We start from the raw sequence: 17,424 nt of genomic DNA, 5'->3' as shown, positions 1-17,424 counted from the left end.
TTTTCGGGCGCTGTGTGGCTTCAGCGACGACAGTCGCAACTGTCCGTGAGGCCGACTGTAATCCGCTAACCTTTCGCTAACCTTTCAGCTCGCTTTCACGGTTTTCGGGCTTCACAGCAGCGGTTGCGGCTGTAAACTCCGCGGCAAAGCGTGGCGCCGGCCATCCCTGAACGAGGTAAAAATCCATGCGTGTTCTGCTCGTCGAAGACCATCTGCAACTGGCTGAAAGCGTCGCCCAGGCGCTCAAGAGCACCGGTCTGACCGTGGATGTGTTGCACGATGGCGTGGCCGCCGACCTGGCGCTTGGCAGCGAGGAATATGCCGTGGCGATCCTCGATGTCGGCCTGCCGCGCATGGACGGTTTCGAGGTGTTGGCGCGGTTGCGCGCCCGTGGGAAAAACGTGCCGGTGCTGATGCTGACCGCGCGCAGTGATGTGAAAGACCGCGTGCATGGCCTCAATCTGGGTGCCGACGATTACCTCGCCAAGCCATTCGAACTGACCGAACTTGAGGCGCGGGTCAAAGCCCTGTTGCGCCGCAGTGTGCTCGGTGGCGAGCGCCAGCAGCGCTGCGGCGTGCTGGCCTACGACCTCGACACCCGGCGCTTCACCCTTGGCGAAGAACTGTTGACCCTGACCTCCCGCGAGCAAGCTGTGCTCGAAGCGCTGATTGCCCGTCCTGGCAGGGTGATGAGCAAGGAGCAGCTGGCTGCGCAAGTGTTCGGCCTCGACGAAGAAGCCAGCCCCGACGCCATCGAAATCTACGTGCATCGCCTGCGCAAGAAACTCGACGGCCAGCCGGTGGCGATCGTGACCTTCCGCGGCCTCGGTTATCTGTTGGAAAGCCGCGATGCATAAGCCCAGCAGCCTGCGCTGGCGGTTGTTGTGGAACCTCGCAGTGTTGCTGGTGGTGCTGATGCTCGCCAGTGGTTTGAGCGCTTACTGGAATGGCCGCGAAGCCGCCGACACCGCCTATGACCGCACGCTGCTGGCCTCGGCGCGGACCATTGCCGCCGGCCTGTCGCAGCGCGATGGCAGCCTGAGTGCCGATGTCCCTTACGTGGCCCTCGATACTTTCGCCTACGACAGTGCCGGGCGCATTTATTACCAGGTCAACGACATCCACCAGAAGCTGATTTCCGGCTACGAAAATCTGCCCGGCCCACCGCCCGGCACGCCACGCACCGACAGCTATCCGGCATTGGCGCGTTTCTACAACGCCACTTACAACGGCCAGAACGTGCGCGTGGTCAGTCTGCTCAAGGCCGTGTCCGAGCCGAACATGAACGGCATGGCGGAAATCCGCGTCGCTGAAACCGACGAGGCACGGGTGAGCATGGCGCGCAGTCTGGCTGCTGACACCTTGCTGCGTCTGGGCATGTTGGCGATCGGTGCGCTGCTGATGGTCTGGTTCGCGGTCAGCGCAGCGTTGCGCCCGCTGGAGCGCCTGCGCACGGCAGTCGAAGAACGTCAGCCCGACGATCTGCGCCCGCTGCCGCTGGTGGAGGTTCAGGATGAACTCGGCCCGTTGGTGCGTGGCCTGAACCACTTTACCGAGCGCCTGCGCGCGCAGTTCGAGCGTCAGGCTCAATTCATCGCCGATGCCGCCCACGAGCTGCGTACGCCATTGGCGGCGCTGAAGGCGCGTCTCGAATTGGGGCTGCGCTCGACGGAGCCACAGACCTGGCGCGATACCCTGGAATCCTCCGCGCAAGGCACCGATCGCCTGACCCATCTGGCCAATCAACTGCTATCGCTGGCCCGCGTCGAAAACGGTGCGCGGGCGATCGCCGAGGGCGGCGCGCAATTGCTCGATCTGAGTCAATTGGCGCGCGAACTGGGCATGGCTATGGCACCCTTGGCGCACAAGCGTGGCGTGGCATTGGCGCTGGAAGCGGACGAGCCGGTGTGGCTACGCGGCGAGCCAACGTTGCTCAACGAGTTGCTGAGCAATCTGGTCGACAACGCTTTGGCACATACACCGCCCGGCGGCAACGTGATCCTGCGGGTCGCCGCGCCGGCGGTGCTTGAGGTGGAAGATGACGGGCCGGGCATTCCGCTGGAGGAACGTGATCGGGTGTTCGAGCGCTTCTACCGGCGCAATCAGCAAGTCGCGGGTTCCGGGCTGGGGCTGGCGATCGTCGGCGAGATCTGCCGCGCGCACCTGGCGCAGATCAGCCTGCATGATGGCGAACAGGCGGGGTTGAAGGTGCGGGTGAGTTTTATTGCCGGGTGACAGGGCGCCATTACCGACCCATCGCCAGCAGGCTGGCTCCCACATGGGGAGAAAGTGCAGATTAATTGCAAATCCTGTGGGAGCCAGCCTGCTGGCGATGGCAGCACCACGGTTGCGGATCAGTAAAACATCGACCGCGACTCTTGCAGATCGGCACACAACTCCTTGTTCTCCGGGTCGATCCCGAGCTTGCGGAAAGCCGGAACGCTCAGCGGATCGATCCGCGCGAAAGGATGCTCGGTGTCCTTGTGGCAATACAGGCTCGCCACCTGCACCACATCCACATAATCGATTTCAGCCGAATCGCGTTTGAAGTCCTGATAAAGCCCCGGCAACGCCACCAACCGCTCGGGAAACTCCCAGACCCGCAACAGCTTGTCGCCGAGCAGCGGATGGATGCGGTCGATCACATGATTGAGGCTGACCGGGTCCGAAAGCAGTTCGTAATGGTCCTCGGCGTAGGTCAGAATCGGCAGCACGCCGATCTGGTGCACCAGCCCGCCCAGCGCGGCCTGATCGGGCTTGAGGGTGGTGTAGCGGCGACACAGGGCATAGCTGACGCCGGCGATCTCCAGACTCTTGCGCCAGACCTCACGCATCTTCTGTTCGACCACTTCGGAGCGGGCGTGAAAGATCTGCTCCATCACCAGGCCGATGGCCAGGTTGCTGCTGTAGTTGATCCCCAGGCGGGTGATCGCAGTGTGCAGGTCGGTGACTTCCTGAGCCGCGCGCAGCAGGGGACTGTTGACCACTTTGATCAGGCGCGCCGACAGCGCCGTGTCGCGGCCGATCATCTTGCCCAGGTCGCTGACGCTGATTTCCGGGTCTTCAGCGGCCTTGCGAATCTGCAGGGCCACTTCCGGTAGCGTGGGCAGAACCAGGTCATCGTTATCGATGGCCGCAACCAAATCCGTTTGGACTTTTTCTGCCAGTTCGCTCATTTAAACTCTCTAGGGTGTTGCGACAAATGCTGCGATCAACGCTGGATTTCGCGGTCGCGATCCAGTTCGTAAGGCAGGTCGAGCACATGCAGCGTCGGGCCTTCGAGAGTACCCAGATGCAGATCACCGGCTTCGGCAGCTTCGGCCTGCAATACCGCCAGGAGTTCAATGCTCTGGCCGGCATCGACGGCGGCCAGCACCACCTCGCCGATCGAGCTGTTATGGCTGGGTGCGAACAACGGCGTGCCGGGCTCCGGTAGGGATGTGCCAGCGAGGCTCAGGCGATACAGACGGCGCTTGAGTTTGCCCAGGTACTGCATGCGCGCGACGATTTCCTGGCCGGTGTAGCAGCCCTTCTTGAAACTCACGCCGCCGACGGCTTGCAGATTGAGCATCTGCGGAATGAACAGTTCGCCAGTGGTCGGCATGACCTGGCCGATACCGGCGCGGATCTGCCCCAGCAACCACTGATTCAGCTCGGCTTCGGGCAGCATTGCCGCCAGTCTGGCCTTGATCGCGTCGGCCTGATCGGCCGGTACCCAGAGTTCGGCACGCTGCGGCGACACGCGGATTGCGATCAGTGATTCGTGACGCACGACACTGTCGGTTTCTTCCGGCAAGTCCAGACCGAGGCTGACCAGCGCTGCATCACCCTGTTCAACGCCGAAGCGCGCCCAGGCAGCACTTTCATCGGTCAATCTGGATTTGGAGAACACGGCGTATTTTTTCAGGTCCGCCAGTTGCGGCTCCAGCAGTTCGCTGGCCATCGCCATCAGCACGCCGTCGCCTTCGAGCAGAATGCGGAAACTCGACTGCATCCGGCCTTTCTGTGTGCAACGGGCACCAAGGCTGGCGCGGTTGTCGCTGAGGTAATTGATATTGCAGGTCAACTGGCCTTGCAGGAATTTTCCGGCATCCGCGCCGCGAACCGCGAGAACGCCTTCATGAAACAGGGTGCAGAAAAAAGCAGAATCGGCCATGGGTCATCGCAGGGTAAATAGACTGGGGCACATCATAAGGGGGCGTTGGTGAAATGGGTAGTTGATAAAGGATCGGTGGTGCCCGACCAAAGCCGACTGTGCGACCCGTCCGGGGTCTGTATACTTGCCGCCAAATTCGAGGAGGGCTCCATGGTCGAACAAGTTGAACTGAATCGCCTCTTTTGGCACAGCCGTCGCGGCATGCTTGAGCTTGACGTGTTGCTGGTGCCGTTCGTGCAGGAGGTGTACGCGACGCTGAATCAGGTGGACCGCGATTTGTATGTCCGTCTGTTGACGTGTGAGGATCAGGACATGTTCGGCTGGTTCATGGAGCGCAGCGAGTCGGAAGATCCGGAGCTGCAGCGCATGGTCCGGATGATTCTGGATCGTGTCCAGCCCAAGTAACACGTTCGAATGCCGCTGGCATGCCTCACGGCAATTGCTGGCGGCGTATCTGTTGGCTCAGGCGTTCGCCCTGGGCGCTTTGTTTCTAATGTCGATTCCCTTGTGGGCCAGTCTGTTCGCGGCGTTCGGCTGCGTGCTGCATGGCGTTTGGGTGTTGCCGCGGCAGATTTTGCTCAGCCATCCAGAGGCATTTTGTGGATTGCGTCGCGATGCCGATGGCTGGCAGGTCTGGAATCAGGCTGACGGCTGGCAAGCGGCCCAATTGTGCCGTGACAGTCTTGCGCTGCCGCTGATCGTGGTGCTGCGGTTTCGCTTGCGGGGTGAGTGGCAGGTCAGGTCGATCTGCGTGCCCCGGGACGCGCAGACGGCCGATGTGCATCGGCGCCTGCGCGTACGGCTCAAATTCAGCCGACGTAGGTGGGCGGCACCAGAATAGTGTCGAGCGCCTCGGGCAGCATCTGCGGGTAATCGAGGGTGTAATGCAGGCCGCGGCTTTCCTTGCGTTCCATGGCCGAGCTGATCATCAGTTCGGCGACTTGCGCCAGATTGCGTAGTTCGATCAGGTCACGGCTGACTTTGTAGTTGCTGTAGAACTCGTCGATTTCGTCGAGCAACAACCGCACACGGTGCTGCGCCCGTTGCAGACGCTTGTTGGTGCGCACGATGCCGACGTAGTCCCACATGAATCGGCGCAGCTCATCCCAGTTGTGCGCAATGATCACGTCTTCGTCGGAGTCGGTCACCTGACTGGCGTCCCAGGCGGGCAGGGCGCTTGGCGCGCAAACGTCGTCCAGTTGCGCGAGAATGTCTGCCGCCGCCGAACGCGCATAGACGAAACACTCCAGCAACGAGTTGCTGGCCATGCGGTTGGCGCCATGCAGGCCGGTGAAGCTGGTTTCGCCGATAGCATACAAGCCCGGCACATCGGTGCGGCCGTTCTGATCGACCATCACGCCGCCGCAGGTGTAGTGCGCGGCAGGCACCACCGGGATTGGTTGTTGGGTGATATCGATGCCGAAGCCGAGGCAGCGCTCATAAACCGTCGGAAAGTGACTTTTTACGAACGCTTCGGGTTTGTGGCTGATGTCGAGATACACGCAATCGACGCCCAGGCGCTTCATTTCATGGTCGATGGCCCGGGCGACGATGTCCCGCGGCGCTAGCTCGGCGCGCGGGTCGAAGCGCTGCATGAAGCGTTCGCCATTGGGCAGCTTCAAATGCGCGCCTTCGCCGCGCAGGGCTTCGGTGATCAGGAAACTCTTGGCTTGCGGGTGGTACAGGCACGTCGGGTGAAACTGATTGAATTCCAGGTTCGCCACGCGGCAGCCCGAACGCCAGGCCATGGCGATGCCATCACCGCAGGCGCCGTCGGGGTTGCTGGTATAGAGATAAACCTTGGCGGCGCCGCCCGTGGCCAGAATCACGAAACGGGCGCCATAAGTATCGACTTCACCGGTTTTGCGATTGAGCACATAGGCGCCGAGGCAGCGCTCGCCGGGCATGCCCAGGCGACGCTCAGTGATCAGATCGACAGCGACGCGCTGCTCCTGCAGATCGATATTCGGTCGCTGTTTCGCCTGGGCCAGCAAGGTCTTGAAAATCGCCGCGCCTGTGGCATCGGCGGCATGGATGATGCGCCGGTGGCTGTGGCCACCTTCGCGGGTCAGATGGAATTCGAATCCGCCGTCTTCGGTCCCGGATTGATCATCGCGAGTGAACGGCACACCTTGATCGATCAACCACTGGATGGCTTCGCGACTGCGTTCGACCGTGAAGCGCACGGCATCCTCATGGCAGAGACCGCCACCGGCGTTGAGGGTGTCGTCAACATGGGATTCGACCGTGTCGGTGTCATCGAGCACCGCGGCGACGCCACCCTGGGCCCAGAATGTCGAGCCGTTGGCGAGATCGCCTTTGCTCAGTACGGCAATGCTCAAATGACCGGGCAAGGTCAGTGCGAGACTCAAACCGGCAGCACCGCTGCCAATGACCAGAACATCGTGTTGAAACTGTTGGCTCATTTCAGGATTCCGCTCAAAGCGACCCGGATCGGGGTTGGCGCAAGACAGCTGGATCGGCGAGTCAAGACAGCCACACAGCCCACTAGTATATAGAGGGGTGGGACGGCACAATAGCCGGGCCGGTATGGCATTGTGAAACTACTGTGGCCGCAAAAACCGCACGCTTCGTCGGAAGTTTTTCTCACCCCTAAAGGGTGAAGGCGACTGTATCGGCGCTGAAACACGGTTTTTCCGCGCAGGGTTGTCGAATGTTGGTAGGTAGCGGCTATAAATAATTGGAACTTTTGCCAAAGGCCCAAGATCAATAGTCGGTGCCAGAGATAAGGGACGTGTCGGCTTCAGTATGCAATCTGTGGTTGGATTGCGGTCCGCGAAACCGATGACAAGATTATTCGCGCAGCCGGTTCATCCCGCGCTGCGTTTTTCGTGCGTGTCAAATCAGAGCCCGCAGGAAACTTGCTTGGAGGGGGAGAACTTTTGCGAAAAGCCCGAGTCTATGTTTGCAAGTCTGGTCGTTTAGTTATGCAAGCCTCCTCCGGGCTTATCGAGGAGTGTTCATGCTAACCCAGGAAGAGGATCAGCAGCTGGTCGAGCGCGTTCAACGCGGCGACAAGCGAGCTTTCGATCTGTTGGTGCTGAAGTATCAGCACAAGATTCTCGGGTTGATCGTGCGATTTGTGCACGACACCCATGAAGCCCAGGACGTGGCTCAGGAAGCCTTTATCAAGGCGTATCGAGCGCTTGGAAACTTTCGCGGCGACAGTGCGTTTTATACGTGGCTGTACCGTATTGCCATTAACACGGCAAAGAATTACCTGGTTTCACGCGGCCGCCGGCCGCCGGACAGCGATGTAAGTTCCGAGGATGCAGAGTTCTACGATGGCGATCACGGCCTAAAGGATCTCGAATCACCAGAACGTGCGTTGCTGCGGGATGAGATCGAAGGCACTGTCCATCGAACCATCCAGCAACTACCAGAAGATTTGCGTACGGCTTTAACTTTGCGCGAATTCGACGGTCTGAGTTACGAGGACATTGCGAGCGTCATGCAGTGTCCGGTGGGTACCGTGCGCTCCCGGATTTTCCGCGCTCGGGAGGCCATCGACAAAGCCCTGCAACCGTTGTTGCAGGAAAACTGAGACAGCGGCGACAGCCAAGAGAGGAACGCCATGAGTCGTGAAGCCCTGCAGGAATCGCTGTCCGCAGTGATGGATAACGAAGCGGACGAACTGGAATTGCGTCGAGTGCTCAATGCACTGGATGATGTTGAAACCCGTGAGACCTGGGCTCGTTACCAGATCGCTCGGGCAGCCATGCACAAGGATCTGCTGCTTCCGCGTCTGGATATCGCTGCGGCAGTGTCTGCTGCGCTGGAAGACGAAACGGCCCCGGCCAAAGTATCTCGCAGCCCATGGCGCAGCCTCGGCCGTCTGGCTGTTGCAGCCTCGGTGACGGTTGCCGTGCTGGCGGGTGTTCGCCTGTACAACCAGGACGAGATCGCTGGCGTCGAACTGGCTCAGCAGTCCAATCAGCCAACGCTGGCCACCCCGCAAGTCAAGGGCCCGGCTGTTCTGGCAGGCTACAGCGAAAGCTCTGAAGCCACTGGCCCTATGGCCAACGGCGTGCTGCAAGGTCAGCCAGGCTGGCATGATCAGCGTCTGCCGGGTTACCTGCGTCAGCATGCCCAACAGGCTGCTTTGAAAGGCACTGAAAGCGCGCTGCCTTATGCACGTGCCGCAAGCCTGGAAAACCGTTAAGGAGGATCATGCGCGCCATACCTCTACTTTCGCTTCTGCTCAGTGGCTGGTTCGTTGTTCCAGCCCACGCTGATGAGGCCCAGGATTGGTTGACCCGGCTGGGCCAGGCCGAGCAGCAGCAAAGCTTTCACGGTACTTTCGTTTACGAGCGTAACGGTAGCTTTTCTACCCACAACATCTGGCATCGCGTCCAGAACGGCCAGGTCCGCGAGCGGTTGCTTCAGCTCGACGGTTCGGCACAGGAAGTCGTGCGCATTGATGGGCATACTCAATGCGTCAGCGGCACCCTGATTGCCGGGCTGGGAGACTCGCCCAATGCTGCGGCTCGTCCTCTTGATCCCAAAAAGCTGAAAAACTGGTATGACCTTGCCGTCATTGGCAAGTCGCGTGTGGCCGGCCGAGATGCCGTGATCGTGGCGTTGACGCCTCGTGATCAGCATCGCTACGGATTCGAGTTGCACCTGGACAAAAAAACGGGTCTGCCGCTCAAGTCGTTGCTGTTGAATGACAAGGGGCAGTTGCTCGAGCGATTCCAGTTCACCAGCCTCGACACTGATGAAGTGCCGTCTGATGGTGACTTGCAGGCCAATGCCGATTGCAAGCCAGTCAAGCTCGACAGCGACAAGGCATCGGCAGTCAAAACGGCGCAAACCTGGCATTCGGACTGGCTGCCGCCGGGTTTCGAACTGACCAGCAGTGCATCGCACAAAGACGCCGAGACCAAGACGCAGGTCAACAGCCTGCTGTACGACGACGGTCTTGCGCGTTTCTCGGTTTTTCTCGAGCCATTGAATGGCGCGACGGTGACCGATACCCGCACGCAACTCGGCCCGACCGTTGCTGTGTCCCGTCGCCTGACCACGCCTTCGGGCGAAATGATGGTAACCGTGGTCGGCGAGATCCCGATCGGCACCGCCGAACGAATTGCTTTGTCGATGCGAAATACCGATGGCGCCGCAACCAGCAAACAGTGAGCTGATTTCAGCGATTCGCGTTTCATCAACGAGGCGTGGAAATGTTTGCTGAGCATTTTCATTTGCAAATACCCCGGAAATTTTTTATAGGTCAGAGCCTCACGGCTCTGGCCTTGTTTGTTGTTGCCGGAACAAAAATGCCGGTCTGTGGTTTCCGGTGTTGCTTGCTCCATATCGCTTAACCCTGCTCGTCGTAACGGGAGCTGTATGTCGATACTTAGCTTGAAGTCTTATCTTTCCATTTTTGCCACCGTGCTGGTGCTCGGTCAGGCAGTTCCTGCTGCGCAGGCGGCCGATCTGCCTGACTTCACCCAACTGGTCGAACAAGCTTCGCCAGCCGTGGTGAACATCAGTACTACGCAGAAACTGCCGGATCGCAAGGTCAATCAGCAGATGCCCGATCTGGAGGGCCTGCCGCCAATGCTGCGCGAGTTCTTCGAACGTGGCATGCCGCCTCAACAGCGCTCCCCGCGTGATGGTCGCCAGCGTGAAGCGCAATCGCTGGGTTCGGGCTTCATCATTTCCCCGGATGGCTACATTCTCACCAATAACCATGTGATTGCCGACGCTGACGAAATCCTCGTGCGTCTGGCTGACCGCAGCGAGATGAAAGCCAAGCTGATCGGCACTGACCCACGCTCCGACGTGGCGCTGCTGAAAATCGAAGGCAAGGATCTGCCGGTACTCAAGCTCGGCAAGTCGCAGGATCTGAAGGCCGGTCAGTGGGTTGTCGCCATCGGTTCTCCATTCGGCTTTGACCACACCGTGACTCAAGGCATCGTCAGCGCCGTTGGCCGCAGCCTGCCGAATGAAAACTATGTGCCGTTCATCCAGACTGACGTGCCGATCAATCCGGGCAACTCCGGTGGCCCGCTGTTCAACCTCGACGGCGAAGTGGTCGGCATCAACTCGCAGATCTATACCCGTTCCGGCGGCTTCATGGGCGTGTCGTTCGCCATTCCGATCGATGTCGCGATGGACGTTTCCAATCAGCTCAAGAGCGGTGGCAAGGTCAGCCGTGGCTGGCTGGGTGTGGTGATCCAGGAAGTGAACAAGGATCTGGCGGAATCGTTCGGTCTGGATAAGCCAGCCGGTGCACTGGTTGCGCAGATTCAGGATGACGGCCCGGCAGCCAAGGGCGGCCTGCAGGTCGGCGACGTGATTCTGAGCATGAACGGCCAACCGATCGTCATGTCCGCAGACTTGCCGCATCTGGTCGGCGCGCTGAAGGCTGGCGCCAAAGCCAATCTGGAAGTGATCCGCGAAGGCAAGCGCAAGAACGTCGAGCTGACGGTCGGCGCGATCCCGGACGAAGACAAAGAGCTGGATACGCTGGCGAAATCCGGCGCTGAAAGCAGCAGCAACCGCCTCGGTGTTGCAGTCGGCGAGCTGACCGCTGAGCAGAAGAAAGCCTACGACCTTAAAGGTGGTGTGGTGATCAAGGAGGTGCAGGATGGTCCTGCCGCCCTGATCGGCCTGCAGCCAGGCGACGTGATCACCCACCTGAACAACCAGGCCATCGGTACGGCCAAGGAGTTCACGGATATCGCCAAGGCGCTGCCGAAGAACCGCTCGGTGTCGATGCGCGTTCTGCGCCAGGGTCGCGCCAGCTTCATCACCTTCAAACTGGCCGAATAATCCGCTGGGAAGATAAAAAGAAAACCGCCTCGAAAGAGGCGGTTTTTTTATGCCTGAAGCTCTTATCTCAGCGACCAGGCCTCAGCCCATCATGTCCTTGATCATGCGCTCCTGCTCCATCAGCTCACGCTGGCGGGCATCGATGCGGGACGACAGCGGGAAGTTGCTGCCGGCCTTGCGCTTGGCAAAGTCCAGTTGCTGAATAGCCTGTCGATAGTCGCCAACGAGGGCAAAATATTCCGCTCGAGCCTGGTGCAGGCCGATGATGTTGCCCGACAAGCCACGGGTTTCCGCCACTTGATACCAGACGTCCGGATCGTCCGGGCGCGATTTGAGCAAGGCTTCCAGGGCTTTCTCGGCATCCGGCGCACGGTTCTGCTTGAGCAGCAGATCCACGCGCACCTGATTGAGCGGATAGTTGCCCGGATACTGCGTCAGCATGCGATCTACCCGTGACTGTGCGTCGGGCAAGCGGTTGTTAGTGATATCCAGGTCGACCTGAGCGAGGTTGTAGATGATCTCGTTCGGCGATGTTGCCAGCAGTTGTTTGAGATTCTCGCGCGCCTCGTTCAGTTGCCCACCCTTGATCTGCGCGATGGCCAGACCATAACGCGCCACATCGTTTTTCGGGTTCTCGTCCAGCAGCGCGCGGAAACGCTTGGCGCCCAGCCCCGGTGTTTCTTCATAGATCAACTGCACCCGCGCGCGGATCAGTTGATAGCGTTTGGAGTCTTCGATACCGCCCGGTCTGGCCTGTTCGGCGCGGTTGCGGGTGTCAGCGATACGCGATTCGGTCACCGGGTGCGTCAGCAAAAATTCCGGCGGCTTGGCATCGAAGCGATACTGGCGCATCAGGCGTTCGAACATGGTCGGCATCGAGCGCGGGTCGTAGCCGGCCTTTTCCAGGTTGAGGATGCCGATGCGGTCGGCTTCCTGTTCGTTCTGCCGGGAGAAGGTCCGTTGCGCCTGAATCGCCGCCGCCTGGCTACCGGCAATCGCCGCAATCCCGGCATCACCACCGCCGGCCGCAGCGATGACGATCCCGGCCAGCAGCGCAGCCATCATCGGCACCTGCATGCGCTGCGAAGCCTCGACACCGCGGGCGAAGTGGCGTTGCGACAAGTGCGCCAGTTCGTGTGCGAGTACCGAGGCATATTCGCCTTCGGTCTGCGCGTTGAGAAACAGGCCACCATTGACCCCGACCACGCCGCCGGGCGCCGCGAAGGCGTTGAGTTGCGGGCTGTTGATCAGGATGAATTCAAGACGCCGGTCGGTGACCTGGCTGGTTTCCACCAGTTTGTACACGCTGGATTCAACGTAGTCTTTCAATTGCGGGTCGTTGAGTTGTGACACCTGGCTGCGCAACATGGCCAGCCAGGCGCGGCCGAGTTGATATTCCTGTTGTGGCGAGACAATGGCAGAACTGGCGTCGCCGAGTGACGGCAGATCGTCGGCAAAGCCTGGTGAGGCGAGCAGGCAAGCGAGCGTCAGCAGGGTAGGGCGCAGAAAAGTCATGCACAAAGCCTTAGAAGACAAAGACCTTACTGTAGCCGGACACCAACGCTGCGACCAGATATTCTAGGCAGCTCAAGACCTGAACCGGAGTGACGCAATGAGTGACGCTGTAGTCCCTGACGTAGAACTGGACGCCACTGGCCTGAACTGTCCGTTGCCGTTGCTCAAGGCAAAAATGGCGCTGAACAAAATGGCCAGCGGCGAAGTACTCAAGGTGACTGCTACGGATGCGGGCTCGCAACGCGACTTTCGCACCTTTGCCAAACTCGCCGGTCATGCGCTACTGCGTGAAGAGGACGAAGCCGGCATCTTCCGTTACTGGTTGAAAAAAGCCTGAAAACGACAGCGTCAAAACCTGAGGATTATTGATGTTCAAAGTGTTGCGCGACTGGATTCAGCGCTATTTTTCCGATGAGGAAGCGGTGGTGCTGGCGGTGCTGCTGTTTCTCGCCTTCACTGCGGTGCTCACCCTCGGCGGCATGCTTGCGCCAGTGTTGGCCGGCATGGTGCTGGCTTATCTGATGCAGGGGCTGGTGGTCACGCTTGAGCGAATGCGCGTGCCGGGCGGTGTCGCGGTGGGTTTGGTGTTTGCGCTGTTCATGGGCGCACTGATGCTGTTCATCGTCGTCGTGCTGCCGCTGCTCTGGCATCAGTTGATCACCCTGTTCAACGAACTGCCGGGAATGCTCGCCAAATGGCAATCGTTGCTGTTGTTGCTGCCGGAGCGCTATCCGCATCTGGTCTCCGATGAGCAAGTGCTGCAAGCCATTGAGGCGGCGCGCGGCGAGATCGGCAAGTTCGGCCAGTGGGCGCTGACTTTCTCGCTATCGAGTCTGCCGCTGCTGGTGAACATCATGATCTACCTGGTGCTGGTGCCGATCCTGGTGTTTTTCTTCCTTAAAGACCGGGCGATGATCGGTGAGTGGGTGCGTGGGTATCTGCCCCGTGAGCGCGCGCTGATTACCCGCGTTGCGCAGGAAATGAACCGGCAGATCGCCAATTACATCCGCGGTAAAGGTATCGAAATCGTCATTTGCGGTGGCGTGACCTACATCGCTTTTATCGCGCTCGGTCTCAACTACGCGGCGCTGCTGGCGTTGCTGGTGGGCCTGTCGGTGGTGGTGCCGTATGTCGGTGCGGTGGTGGTGACTGTTCCGGTCCTGCTGATTGCTTTGTTCCAGTGGGGCTGGAGCGATCAGTTCATCTATCTGATGGCGGTTTACGGAATCATTCAGACGCTGGACGGCAACGTGCTGGTGCCGCTGCTGTTTTCCGAGGCGGTCAACCTGCACCCGGTAGCGATCATCTGCGCGGTGCTGCTGTTTGGCGGGCTGTGGGGATTCTGGGGCGTGTTTTTTGCGATTCCACTGGCGACGCTGTTCAAGGCTGTGCTCGATGCATGGCCACGAAAAGAGCCGGTGGTGGCGCCGCTGCTTTAGCGATTGATCCGAATTGCCCGGCCAGGCTCAAGGGCCGTTCGCGAGCAGGCTCGCTCCCACATTTGGAATACGATTCCCTGTGGGAGCGAGCCTGCTCGCGAAAGCGGCGGTAAATTCAATGCAAAACCATCAGGCTTTATTCAAGGCCTGTGCAGCAGTCAGAACCGCATCCACATGCCCCGGCACCTTCACACCACGCCATTCCTGACGCAGCACACCATCCTTGTCGATCAGAAAGGTGCTGCGATCAACGCCCAGGTATTCCTTGCCGTACAGCTTCTTCAACTTGATCACGTCGAACAACTGGCAGACGGTTTCGTCCTTGTCACTGATCAGCTCGAACGGAAACTCCTGCTTGCACTTGAAGTTCTCGTGTGACTTCAGGCTGTCGCGGGAGACGCCAAAGATCTCCGTGTTGGCAGCCTTGAACGCGGCGTATTGATCGCGAAAACCCTGGCCTTCGGTGGTGCAGCCCGGGGTGCTGTCCTTCGGATAGAAGTAGATCACCACTTGCTGGCCCTTGAGCGCTGCCAGGCTGACGGCTTGCCCGCTGGTGGCAGGTGCTTCGAAATCGGCAACCGGTTGGTCGATGACAACAGCCATTAAAGCTTCCTTACATTGGGTTTTGTGGACGCCAAGGCTCGATCAGCGCATCCAGATTCATCGCATCGGAGAAATCGAGGAACTGATCGCGCAGCCAGCTGATCTGGGTGCCGGCCGGCAGCGTCACGGTGAACGTGGCGTTAAGCATGGTGCCGCCGGTCTGTGGTGCCTGATAGGTGTCGCAGGTCAGGTTTTCCAGCTCGACGTTGTGGTCCATGAAGAACTGGCACAACTCATTAATGATGTCCGGGCGATACGCCGAACTGACGTAAGCCACATACGGCAATGCCTGTGGGCGGTTTTCCAGCGGTGCGCTGCGCACCACGTTGACCGTGAATGCGTGTTTCTTGGCGAGGCCGGGCAGGCTGCCTTCGAGGCGCGCGAGGGCGTCCCAGCTCCCGGAAATCTCGAGAACCAGCGCACTGCACTCACCGTGGCGAGTCAGGCGCGAAGTCACCACGGCGCAGCGATTTTCATGGCTGGCGCGGCACAGCACGTTGGTCAGCTCCATCGGGTTGGCGCCGAGAGCACTGATGACAAGGAATTGTTCGCGAACTGTGGGGGTGGACATGCAGCATTCCTAAAGCGATGAGCGGTCGGTAGGTTGAGGCGTTGAATGCCGGAAGGTGCCTGTTGTGGCGGTCCGTTCAAAGCGACCCGGTCAGCGCTCGCGGCTCGCGCCATTGGCGCACGAGCACGTTGGGGCGACGCAGGAACAGGGTCTGGAAGGCCGAAACGGGAGGCAGAAACCCGGCGTACAAGCTGATCAGTACCGATCAAAGTCTGAAGGGTAGCGAAAAGCGGCGCCAAGGGGAATGGCGGCAGCGCAGTACTTCGCTTGTGCAAGCATCTTGGCGCCAGTACCATTACCGCTCTCTTTTTCCGGCAGGAGCGGTTTCATGATTGCGGGCAGTATGGTGGCACTGGTCACTCCCATGGATGCACAAGGGCGTCTTGACTGGGACAGCCTCAGCAAACTCGTGGACTTCCACCTCAAGAACGGCACCCATGCCATTGTCGCGGTCGGTACTACCGGCGAGTCGGCAACCCTTGATGTAGACGAACACATCGCCGTGATCAAAGCCGTGGTCAAACAGGTTGCCGGGCGCATTCCGGTCATCGCCGGTACTGGCGCCAACTCGACCCGCGAAGCCGTCGAATTGACCCGCAATGCCAAGGCTGCCGGTGCCGACGCCTGCCTGCTGGTTGTTCCTTATTACAACAAGCCGACCCAGGAAGGTCTGTACCAGCACTTCAAGCACATCGCTGAAGCGGTCGACATTCCGCAGATTCTCTACAACGTTCCCGGCCGCACCTCCTGCGACATGCAGGCCGAGACCGTGATTCGCCTGTCCACCGTACCGAACATCATTGGTATCAAGGAAGCCACCGGCGACCTGACGCGTGCCAAGGCGATCATCGATGGCGTGAACAAGGATTTCATCGTGTTGTCCGGCGATGATCCGACCGCTGTCGAACTGATCCTGCTGGGCGGCAAAGGCAACATCTCGGTGACCGCCAACGTCGCGCCGCGAGAAATGGCCGACCTGTGCGAGGCCGCGCTCAAGGGCGATGCCGACACCGCACGCGCAATCAACGAAAAACTGATGCCGCTGCACAAAGACCTGTTCATCGAAGCCAACCCGATTCCGGTGAAATGGGCTCTGGTCGAAATGGGCCTGATGCACGAAGGCATCCGCCTGCCACTGACCTGGCTGAGCACACCTTGTCACGAAACGCTTCGCACGGCCCTGCGCCAGTGCAGCGTCCTGGTTTAATTGAGGAAGTACAACGCATGAAGCGAATGGCCGGACTTTCCGCACTTGCCTTGATTATCTCCAGCACCAGCGGCTGCGGATGGGTCTGGGGGCCGGAAGGTTATTTCCGCGACCGTGGTAGCGATTACCTGCAAGCGCAACAGACTGCACCGATGCAATTGCCACCGGATGTGAACACCTCCAAGCGTCTCGATCCGCTGTTGCCGATCCCGCGCAACGTTGCTGATGACACCGCCAAGGGCGAATACATCGTGCCGCGTCCGCAGCCGTTGTCCGCCGTGGCCGATGCCAGCGATTACTCGCTGCAGAAGAGCGGCGACTCGCGTTGGGTCGTGGCCCAGCATCCGCCGGCCGAAGTCTGGCCAGTGGCGCTGCAGTTCTTCCAGGACAACGGTTTCCGCCTGGATGAACAGCGTCCGCAGACCGGCGAGTTCACCACTACCTGGCAGCACTCCGATGAGCTGTCGGCATCGATGGCCAAGCGCCTGAGCGCGGCCGGCATCGCCAGCGACAGCGAAACCCGCGTGCGTGTACGCATCGAGCCTGGCGTGCAGCGCAACACCAGTGAGATCTACGTGGTCAGCGCCGAGCGTCCTGCCGGCAGCACCGCCGATGTCGCCTTCACCAACCGTTCGGTCAACACCGGCCTGGACGCTGCGCTGGTCGACGACATGCTCGCGAGCATGAGCCGTACCTCCGAGAAGGGCGGTTCGGTATCGATGCTGGCTTCGCGTGATTTCGACGCGCCAAGCCGTGTCAGCCTCAGCGAAGATGGCAGCGGCAACCCGGTATTGAACGTCGGCACCGACCTGGACCGTGCCTGGTCGAGCGTTGGTCGTGCATTGGAACAGGGCGAATGGCGTGTTGAAGACATCAACCGCAGCCTGGGCCTGTACTACATCAACCTGGCCGAAAAAGCCGAGAAGAAAGACGACAAGCCTGGCTTCTTCAGCAGCCTGTTCGGCAGCGCGCCGAGCAAGGAAGAAGTGGAAGCCCGTGCCGAGCGTTATCAGGTGCGCCTGAGCAAGGTCGGCGAGAACATTCAGGTGACCGTCGAGAAAAACATCAACACCGTCGCGCCAGCTGATGTGGCGCGTAAAGTGCTGAGCGTGATTCAGGACAATCTGGGCTGATCAAT

At 60.0% G+C, this 17,424-nt stretch carries 18 protein-coding genes; 12 read left to right on the top strand and 6 right to left on the bottom strand.

Features of this window, described 5'->3' with window-relative positions:
* Positions 1-185 precede the first annotated feature (185 nt).
* Both ACYYKW_RS14705 and ACYYKW_RS14700 read left to right on the top strand, forming a co-directional pair.
* Positions 186-857 carry a response regulator gene (locus tag ACYYKW_RS14705; RefSeq protein ID WP_090282195.1) on the top strand — a complete coding sequence of 224 codons (672 nt, stop codon included), beginning with the start codon at positions 186-188 and terminating at the stop codon, positions 855-857.
* A complete protein-coding gene (locus ACYYKW_RS14700) occupies positions 850-2,235 on the top strand; it encodes a sensor histidine kinase (protein WP_093103814.1) in 1,386 nt (461 codons plus the stop codon). The genes ACYYKW_RS14705 and ACYYKW_RS14700 overlap by 8 nt, the downstream gene beginning before the upstream one ends.
* Before the next feature lie 119 nt (positions 2,236-2,354).
* On the opposite strand, the gene ACYYKW_RS14695 is transcribed toward ACYYKW_RS14700, so the two are convergent.
* A complete protein-coding gene (locus ACYYKW_RS14695) occupies positions 2,355-3,176 on the bottom strand; it encodes an HDOD domain-containing protein (RefSeq protein ID WP_093103811.1) in 822 nt (273 codons plus the stop codon).
* A 35-nt stretch (positions 3,177-3,211) separates the two neighbouring features.
* Positions 3,212-4,156 (bottom strand): CAF17-like 4Fe-4S cluster assembly/insertion protein YgfZ, encoded by a 945-nt coding sequence (gene ygfZ, locus ACYYKW_RS14690; RefSeq protein WP_464990435.1) that lies wholly within the window; start codon positions 4,154-4,156, stop codon positions 3,212-3,214.
* A 150-nt stretch (positions 4,157-4,306) separates the two neighbouring features.
* Here ygfZ and ACYYKW_RS14685 point away from each other — a divergent pair, with 150 nt between their 5' ends.
* Both ACYYKW_RS14685 and ACYYKW_RS14680 read left to right on the top strand, forming a co-directional pair.
* On the top strand, positions 4,307-4,561 hold the full coding sequence (locus tag ACYYKW_RS14685; protein ID WP_007911418.1) for an FAD assembly factor SdhE: 255 nt from the start codon (positions 4,307-4,309) through the stop codon (positions 4,559-4,561).
* Positions 4,545-4,997 (top strand): protein YgfX, encoded by a 453-nt coding sequence (locus tag ACYYKW_RS14680; protein WP_464990434.1) that lies wholly within the window; start codon positions 4,545-4,547, stop codon positions 4,995-4,997. The genes ACYYKW_RS14685 and ACYYKW_RS14680 overlap by 17 nt, the downstream gene beginning before the upstream one ends.
* On the opposite strand, the gene nadB is transcribed toward ACYYKW_RS14680, so the two are convergent.
* Entirely contained in the window at positions 4,966-6,582 is a 1,617-nt protein-coding gene (gene nadB, locus ACYYKW_RS14675) for an L-aspartate oxidase (protein WP_093103802.1), read from the bottom strand. The genes ACYYKW_RS14680 and nadB overlap by 32 nt on opposite strands.
* A 557-nt stretch (positions 6,583-7,139) precedes the next feature.
* On the opposite strand from nadB, the gene rpoE reads away from it, so the two are divergent.
* The 4 genes from rpoE to ACYYKW_RS14655 all read left to right on the top strand — a co-directional run bounded on the left by rpoE (position 7,140) and on the right by ACYYKW_RS14655 (position 10,951).
* Positions 7,140-7,721, top strand: a complete 582-nt coding sequence (gene rpoE / locus ACYYKW_RS14670; RefSeq protein ID WP_003172477.1) for an RNA polymerase sigma factor RpoE/AlgU — start codon at positions 7,140-7,142, stop codon at positions 7,719-7,721.
* Between the two features lie 30 nt (positions 7,722-7,751).
* Complete coding sequence (locus ACYYKW_RS14665) at positions 7,752-8,339, top strand: sigma-E factor negative regulatory protein (protein WP_090282201.1); 588 nt, start codon at positions 7,752-7,754, stop codon at positions 8,337-8,339.
* 8 nt (positions 8,340-8,347) lie between these two features.
* Positions 8,348-9,313 (top strand): MucB/RseB C-terminal domain-containing protein, encoded by a 966-nt coding sequence (locus ACYYKW_RS14660; protein ID WP_464990433.1) that lies wholly within the window; start codon positions 8,348-8,350, stop codon positions 9,311-9,313.
* A gap of 207 nt (positions 9,314-9,520) precedes the next feature.
* A complete protein-coding gene (locus tag ACYYKW_RS14655; RefSeq protein WP_464990432.1) occupies positions 9,521-10,951 on the top strand; it encodes a DegQ family serine endoprotease in 1,431 nt (476 codons plus the stop codon).
* Positions 10,952-11,032: 81 nt separating this feature from the next.
* Here ACYYKW_RS14655 and ACYYKW_RS14650 read toward each other — a convergent pair whose 3' ends face one another.
* A complete protein-coding gene (locus ACYYKW_RS14650; RefSeq protein ID WP_090282204.1) occupies positions 11,033-12,466 on the bottom strand; it encodes a M48 family metalloprotease in 1,434 nt (477 codons plus the stop codon).
* 97 nt (positions 12,467-12,563) lie between these two features.
* Here ACYYKW_RS14650 and ACYYKW_RS14645 point away from each other — a divergent pair, with 97 nt between their 5' ends.
* Entirely contained in the window at positions 12,564-12,803 is a 240-nt protein-coding gene (locus tag ACYYKW_RS14645; protein ID WP_464990431.1) for a sulfurtransferase TusA family protein, read from the top strand.
* 31 nt (positions 12,804-12,834) lie between these two features.
* Positions 12,835-13,905, top strand: coding sequence for an AI-2E family transporter (locus ACYYKW_RS14640; RefSeq protein ID WP_090282206.1), 1,071 nt, complete (start codon positions 12,835-12,837; stop codon positions 13,903-13,905).
* Between the two features lie 129 nt (positions 13,906-14,034).
* On the opposite strand, the gene ACYYKW_RS14635 is transcribed toward ACYYKW_RS14640, so the two are convergent.
* Complete coding sequence (locus ACYYKW_RS14635; protein ID WP_464990430.1) at positions 14,035-14,508, bottom strand: peroxiredoxin; 474 nt, start codon at positions 14,506-14,508, stop codon at positions 14,035-14,037.
* Positions 14,509-14,518: 10 nt separating this feature from the next.
* The gene (locus tag ACYYKW_RS14630; protein ID WP_090282208.1) at positions 14,519-15,079 is read right to left on the bottom strand and encodes a glycine cleavage system transcriptional repressor; all 561 of its coding nucleotides are present in this window, start codon (positions 15,077-15,079) and stop codon (positions 14,519-14,521) included.
* Positions 15,080-15,407: 328 nt separating this feature from the next.
* Here ACYYKW_RS14630 and dapA point away from each other — a divergent pair, with 328 nt between their 5' ends.
* On the top strand, positions 15,408-16,286 hold the full coding sequence (dapA, locus tag ACYYKW_RS14625) for a 4-hydroxy-tetrahydrodipicolinate synthase (RefSeq protein WP_464990429.1): 879 nt from the start codon (positions 15,408-15,410) through the stop codon (positions 16,284-16,286).
* A gap of 17 nt (positions 16,287-16,303) precedes the next feature.
* Positions 16,304-17,419 carry an outer membrane protein assembly factor BamC gene (gene bamC, locus ACYYKW_RS14620; protein WP_090282211.1) on the top strand — a complete coding sequence of 372 codons (1,116 nt, stop codon included), beginning with the start codon at positions 16,304-16,306 and terminating at the stop codon, positions 17,417-17,419.
* Positions 17,420-17,424 lie beyond the last annotated feature (5 nt).

Source organism: Pseudomonas sp. 15C (genome assembly GCF_055484735.1).
This window is presented reverse-complemented; position numbering and strand designations above follow the sequence as displayed.

Bases quoted from the DNA above. Each gene is read 5' to 3' on its own strand.
- ACYYKW_RS14655 (WP_464990432.1), top strand. From the start codon at position 9,521: ATGTCGATACTTAGCTTGAAGTCTTATCTTTCCATTTTTGCCACCGTG.
- ACYYKW_RS14705 (WP_090282195.1), top strand. From the start codon at position 186: ATGCGTGTTCTGCTCGTCGAAGACCATCTGCAACTGGCTGAAAGCGTC.
- bamC (WP_090282211.1), top strand. From the start codon at position 16,304: ATGAAGCGAATGGCCGGACTTTCCGCACTTGCCTTGATTATCTCCAGC.
- ygfZ (WP_464990435.1), bottom strand. From the start codon at position 4,156: ATGGCCGATTCTGCTTTTTTCTGCACCCTGTTTCATGAAGGCGTTCTC.
- ACYYKW_RS14695 (WP_093103811.1), bottom strand. From the start codon at position 3,176: ATGAGCGAACTGGCAGAAAAAGTCCAAACGGATTTGGTTGCGGCCATC.
- ACYYKW_RS14630 (WP_090282208.1), bottom strand. From the start codon at position 15,079: ATGTCCACCCCCACAGTTCGCGAACAATTCCTTGTCATCAGTGCTCTC.
- ACYYKW_RS14635 (WP_464990430.1), bottom strand. From the start codon at position 14,508: ATGGCTGTTGTCATCGACCAACCGGTTGCCGATTTCGAAGCACCTGCC.
- dapA (WP_464990429.1), top strand. From the start codon at position 15,408: ATGATTGCGGGCAGTATGGTGGCACTGGTCACTCCCATGGATGCACAA.
- ACYYKW_RS14650 (WP_090282204.1), bottom strand. From the start codon at position 12,466: ATGACTTTTCTGCGCCCTACCCTGCTGACGCTCGCTTGCCTGCTCGCC.
- ACYYKW_RS14665 (WP_090282201.1), top strand. From the start codon at position 7,752: ATGAGTCGTGAAGCCCTGCAGGAATCGCTGTCCGCAGTGATGGATAAC.
- ACYYKW_RS14645 (WP_464990431.1), top strand. From the start codon at position 12,564: ATGAGTGACGCTGTAGTCCCTGACGTAGAACTGGACGCCACTGGCCTG.
- ACYYKW_RS14685 (WP_007911418.1), top strand. From the start codon at position 4,307: ATGGTCGAACAAGTTGAACTGAATCGCCTCTTTTGGCACAGCCGTCGC.
- ACYYKW_RS14660 (WP_464990433.1), top strand. From the start codon at position 8,348: ATGCGCGCCATACCTCTACTTTCGCTTCTGCTCAGTGGCTGGTTCGTT.
- ACYYKW_RS14640 (WP_090282206.1), top strand. From the start codon at position 12,835: ATGTTCAAAGTGTTGCGCGACTGGATTCAGCGCTATTTTTCCGATGAG.
- rpoE (WP_003172477.1), top strand. From the start codon at position 7,140: ATGCTAACCCAGGAAGAGGATCAGCAGCTGGTCGAGCGCGTTCAACGC.
- ACYYKW_RS14700 (WP_093103814.1), top strand. From the start codon at position 850: ATGCATAAGCCCAGCAGCCTGCGCTGGCGGTTGTTGTGGAACCTCGCA.
- nadB (WP_093103802.1), bottom strand. From the start codon at position 6,582: ATGAGCCAACAGTTTCAACACGATGTTCTGGTCATTGGCAGCGGTGCT.